We start from the raw sequence: 5404 nt of genomic DNA on the forward strand, positions 1-5404 counted from the left end.
CATCCTCTACCGGATTCTCACACTCCTAGTTACTGACTATTCTAGTTCGGCGTCCTTGGATGCCTCGCTGCGTTAAACTAGAACAGATGACGGGAGCCCCAGGAACGCGATCGCGACTCCGGCCGTCGTCCCGAGCAAGCCGATAATGAGCGTTGCGTCGCCGAGGGATCCCCACGGGAGCGCGAACGTAACCCGGAGGACGAACCCCTGGGTTGCTCGGAGGAGAATGAGCTTTCCGAACGTGATTAGTCCGGCCTCTCCCCAAGACTGGAGCGTCGGGAACGGCGAGACCGTCATTGCCCATAGAGCGGGCCATGCGGCCACGATAAGCAGGATCGTGAAATAGATCACGACTATGATTACCAGCCCGAGGAAAACCGCGCCAGTCTTGAAGTACATGAGGATCCCTCCGAAAACGATACCGAGGCCGAGATTCGAGATCTCGCCGATATCCGTGAGGAGCTCGTCGCCGCTCGGAGTAAGCGCCATTGTTACCGCGTTCCCCCCGTGTAATCCGAGTGCGAGGAGCGGGATCCCGAAGAGTGGCCCGAGCGCGAACGCTTTCGCGATCTTTCGGTACATTTGCCGCTGCCGTTTCATGTCGCTCATTCCGAGCGCGAATTGAGTCGCGATCACAAGGAGAACCACCGCGAGGCCCGACATCATGGCATAAACGCCGAGGATCGAACTCCAGATCTCATTATCCGGTGAGAACCAACTCCCGGGGTCGTCCGGCTCTCCTGGAGCGGGGAGGCCGAGGAGGAACATATTGAGCTCGCTGATTAGACTCTCGAGGCCTCCCTTTGCGTCCTCGAAGCCCGACGTGACGATTCCCTTGATGGCCTCCCATGGCGACGGAACGGGGTTGCCGATCGACGGTGTTGCATTCGAAACCCAGTTGCCGGGCCCGGAGCCTTCGCTCTCGTTGCTTGCGTTCTCCGAGCTCGAGGAGTCGTTCCCGCTTGAGTTGCCCATCGGATCGGTCGGCGTCGGGACCGTCGTGTTACTCGATCCTGTTTGCGCCGCGACCGGCGACGCGAGCGACGCTCCGAGCGTTGACACTACCAAGAGCGCGAACAGGATGCTGAGCAGCGTGTTTCGAGTCACTGTGATAATGTGGGGGAAACTGCGGTGTTAGAAGCCGAACGGCCCGAGCATGAGGATGCCGAGGCTCCAATCGATGCACGAGAGCGTGCTAATGCCGATTATCTCAAAGAACGGGCCCGCGAGCGCCGGAACAAGCGCCGCGCCAATCGATGTCCCGGCGGACTTGAGGCCCTCTTTGCCTTCGAGGTGCTCCTGCTCTCGCGGGGAGTTCATCTTATCGAGCGCCGTCATTCCCTGAAAGACGCCTTTCAGGATGAATGCGAAGGCTGCGAGCGCGAGGACGATCATAACGATCCGTCCGATGTTCGGCCCTCCCGCGCCGCCGCACATGAGGCTCTCGGCGTCGGAGGCTCCGGACTGTGCCGCCGCGGGGATCGCGAAGGCCGTGAGCGTTAATCCAGTAGAGATTCCGTAAGTCCGGAGCGTCGACTTGTGTCGACGGCCGAACTCCATGAGTCCCGTTTTGAGGTTCGTGAGTCTCTCGTTCGCCGATCCGTTGGTTTCTTCCAAGCCTCCAGTAGTTTGAGGCATGTATAACTCTATCTACCTAACCCTTCATATTTGTTTCGATAGGACGGATAAATATTTATAAGACAAATACATAGGGGGCTGTAGAGGAACCAGACATATGTGTCCTCATGCAAAGGTACAGAGTATGCCCCGAGCACTACTCACAGACCGCGAGCGCGACGTTATCAGTGATCCCGAGAATGTTCCGGCCGGTACTCGCACATCACTTATGTCTCGAATAGAGTCGAAAATCGAGGTCATGGCCGAGGACGCAAAGCTACTCCGAGAGAATAATCCCGAGCTTGCGAAAGATCTGCATGAGGCCGTCTGTCGGCAGGAATTTGACGAGAGAGCGGACAACCTCGAGGCCGAACTAGAGGAGGTCAAGCGACGACTCGAGGAGATCGAGACTGGATCCGATTCGGAGGGGAGAGATGGGACTTAAAGCCGACCTCGATCGAGCCGCTTGGTTCTGTATCCGATGGGCGGCAGCGAGCCTTTGGCTTGGAATAACGTTCGTTATTGTCGGAGCGTTGTATGGGATCCTCCCCGAGTCGATCACACAGGGGAGAGGAGGGTTATTTCTTCTAGTATGGGCCGTCGTCGCCTATGTCGGCGGTCATTACGGGATTTGGCACCGCTAATCCACACTATCCTAATCCATGTCTGAGAAAACACTCTCACGGCGCTCAGTAATACGAGCGGCCTCCGCAACGATCGCGGGAGTCTCGCTCTCTGGGGGTATGCAAATACTCGGTCAAACTCCGAGCCCGGGAACCTCGGCTCCTAAAGGAAACTCGAGTTCAGGAGGGAGTGCAGGAAACACTGGGAGTCAGGTCACTCCGGCACTCAATCCCGAGGCGTACGCCGATCGGTTCGAGACCGTGACTAACCTCGTCGAAGATCACGGCGCTGACCCCACCGGTGAGGAGCCGATTGGGAGCGCCCTCTCGAGCGCCTGGAGCGACGATACGCTAATTTTCCTCCCGGCCGGCGAGTACAAGATGAATAGCTGGTTCCGGCGCGTCGGCTCCCGGAACGTCGGCTTGATCGGTCAGAACGCCGTGATCCGTCACGGGCGCGTCGACGCGATCGATGGCCACCGGGTCACTCGAGGCGAGTACACCGGTAATACGAATCTGTTTAAGCTCGGAGTTCCCGGGACCCCTCACCGCGGCGATCTCGTGTTTGGTGGCTTCATTTTCGACTGGGCGCGGGAAAATGCGGGAATGCAGGGGCTCACAGCTCACGTCGATGGCGATCTCGAGGTCCGGAATATTCTATTCAACGGAATGCACGACCTCGGAACGCACGGGAATATGCGCGTCTCGACCCACTCCCCGGAGTCGACCGGGCTCGTTGATTCAATTGATATGCGGTGGGGCGGGAAACACTACGAGAATACGATCAACACGCGATCGACGCGACGCTCTCCAGGACAAGAGAGCGGACCCGGTGCCTCGTGGTCGACGTCGGGGATCACCGGCCACCCGGAAATGCAGGGGACTATGCACCTGAACAACGTGAAATGCGGCGGCTTCCCTGATAACGGGATCTACATCAAGGGGGGGAGCGGGCGGAAGATCCTCACCAATTGCCACGCCGCTAACTCTGGCGTCTCCTCGCTCCGGACCGACGGCGGGACCGAATGGGAGCCTGTCGAATATCTTGACGGGACGACCGATTACAACGAGGCTCGCGAGGGGAAGTACGGTGTCTCGGTACTCGAGAACTGTATTGCTGAGGTCGACCATACGCCGGACGACCATACGTATCTCTCTCAGCGAGGGATCCGGATTAGGAACGACGAGGTTCACGTCCGGAACTGTCACGTCCGAATCGGTGTGAGCGACGGCGGCGGCGCCGGCGGTGGCTACGCGATCGGGGCGCTCGAGGGAACCGACCGAGCCGTGATCGAGAATACGTCGGTCGAACTTACCGAACGCGGCGACGCCTTCTATTTCACGCCGGGGTTCAACGCCGAGCTGCGGAACGTCCAGATCAAAACGACCGGGTGGGACGGCTCTCGAGCGTCAATCATGTCCGGAATGACGCCCGATATGAGCGAGGTCTATCTGAACGGCGAGCAGATTGCATAAACCGTATTTCGCTGATTAGATTCGTTACGTCAGCCGGCCGTCTGACTGAACCACTTGTCTGAGCGACTTCTTACGGGCGGTGAGGAGAATCACCGGTGCCGAGACTGACAATTACGATCACCGACGAGCAAGCCGAACTCCTCGAGGAAAAACGGGGGATGGCGCCGAGTATGAATCAAAGAGCGAGGCGGTGAGACATTTCATCACTGAGTATGAACGGCTCACCGAACGGGTCGGCGAGCTCCAGCAAGAACGGGACCGTCTCGAGCGGAAGCTCACCGCGACGAATACGCGGATCGACGAGGTCACTGAGTTAGTCGAGTACGTCGACGAGCAGCGAGAGCTCGAGCGCTACCGTGAGCGTCGTGAGCGACTACTCGATCAAGCCGGTGTGTTCACTCGAGCGAAGTGGTGGCTCACCGGCGTCCCGGTCGACGAGCTCGAGGACAACGCCGACGAGCTTGAGGAGAGCGCCGACGACTGAGCCCCGGTTGATCAAACGAACCATGCGCTTTGAGGTCGTTCCAGTTCTCTCGAGATCGCCAACAACCACGTACACTTCTATGACGCCCTCCACGACGGAAACCTGGGGTGGGGTATGAAGAGACGACGGAAACGACGGAAACGAGGGGGGTTGAAAATCACGTCGGAAACACGGGGGGGATCGAAACGACGGAAATCTGGGGTGTGATGTAGACTCGCTATTATTATCTGAACAATTCTTGGTTAACCCATACCGGCCGGTCGGCAGACGCGTCGTGATCGTGAGGAGAGCGACGAGGGGNGACTCGCTATTATTATCTGAACAATTCTTGGTTAACCCATACCGGCCGGTCGGCAGACGCGTCGTGATCGTGAGGAGAGCGACGAGGGGTGAGCGTACCCAACGTCGGAGCATTACATACGGCGTGCGAACTGAACGATTGATCCGAATGGGCAAGTAGGGCAACAGCGTCTCGTGAGGAGTTATCTGTCCCTCACTCGTGCAAGTACTTATGCGCTATCCGGAATATATACCTACTAACTATGTTCGCCTTAGAGGGACTTACCTTTGAGGAAGACAAGCGAAATGATTTGACCGAAGGNTGCGCTATCCGGAATATATACCTACTAACTATGTTCGCCTTAGAGGGACTTACCTTTGAGGAAGACAAGCGAAATGATTTGACCGAAGGTCGACGACGAAATTTCAAACAGGGATGGACTCGAGCTGTTCAGGGACAAGAATACAAGGGAGTATTTGAAGAACTGACGTGGAATAATCTCGGCTAGCGACTCGGACGCTTGTTCGGGCCCACACCGGATGAACTCCGTGAGGAGATACTCGAGTGGTGTGCCAGGCAACGAAAGGCAAACGAGAACGTGCAGTAGCCTCACAGTCTCTAACATCGGAGCCGACCAATTCTCGTGACTGACTTGCGCTGTGGATTCAGCACGGCTCTCTTAATGCCTCTATTAGCTGATGGGGTTCAATGACCGTACGCAATCGAAGTTGTGAGCGGCCTGTTCCAAGCTTGATGGTTCTGAGTTGAGGAGTACACAAATTGTTTCATCGATGAGTCTGTAGAGTGATCTCTGTCTAATACGAATTCGGCCTCTAATATCGAGAACTGGAACGGTGCCCTTGGTCCACAGTCCGAAAGCGAGCCGTTGTTCTACGAACTCAATGCCGGGGACAACACTGTTCG

5 protein-coding genes are annotated in these 5404 nt (G+C 57.2%); 3 read left to right on the forward strand and 2 right to left on the reverse strand.

Annotation, left to right across the window (positions count from 1 at the left end):
• Positions 1 to 72 precede the first annotated feature (72 nt).
• Both C492_RS07980 and C492_RS07990 read right to left on the reverse strand, forming a co-directional pair.
• Complete coding sequence (locus C492_RS07980) at positions 73 to 1107, reverse strand: hypothetical protein (protein WP_152424838.1); 1035 nt, start codon at positions 1105 to 1107, stop codon at positions 73 to 75.
• A 27-nt stretch (positions 1108 to 1134) separates the two neighbouring features.
• Positions 1135 to 1617 (reverse strand): hypothetical protein, encoded by a 483-nt coding sequence (locus tag C492_RS07990; protein ID WP_152424839.1) that lies wholly within the window; start codon positions 1615 to 1617, stop codon positions 1135 to 1137.
• A 145-nt stretch (positions 1618 to 1762) separates the two neighbouring features.
• On the opposite strand from C492_RS07990, the gene C492_RS07995 reads away from it, so the two are divergent.
• The 3 genes from C492_RS07995 (at position 1763) to C492_RS08005 (ending at position 4200) form a co-directional block, all read left to right on the forward strand.
• Positions 1763 to 2062 carry a hypothetical protein gene (locus C492_RS07995; protein WP_152424840.1) on the forward strand — a complete coding sequence of 100 codons (300 nt, stop codon included), beginning with the start codon at positions 1763 to 1765 and terminating at the stop codon, positions 2060 to 2062.
• Between the two features lie 439 nt (positions 2063 to 2501).
• Complete coding sequence (locus C492_RS08000) at positions 2502 to 3716, forward strand: hypothetical protein (RefSeq protein WP_008422184.1); 1215 nt, start codon at positions 2502 to 2504, stop codon at positions 3714 to 3716.
• Between the two features lie 190 nt (positions 3717 to 3906).
• A complete protein-coding gene (locus C492_RS08005; RefSeq protein ID WP_008422186.1) occupies positions 3907 to 4200 on the forward strand; it encodes a hypothetical protein in 294 nt (97 codons plus the stop codon).
• Positions 4201 to 5404 lie beyond the last annotated feature (1204 nt).

The sequence above is a fragment of the Natronococcus jeotgali DSM 18795 genome (genome assembly GCF_000337695.1).
Classification (GTDB): Archaea; Halobacteriota; Halobacteria; order Halobacteriales; family Natrialbaceae; genus Natronococcus; species Natronococcus jeotgali.

Excerpts from the sequence above, each read along its gene's own strand:
- C492_RS07995 (WP_152424840.1), top strand. The coding sequence starts at position 1,763 with ATGCCCCGAGCACTACTCACAGACCGCGAGCGCGACGTTATCAGTGAT.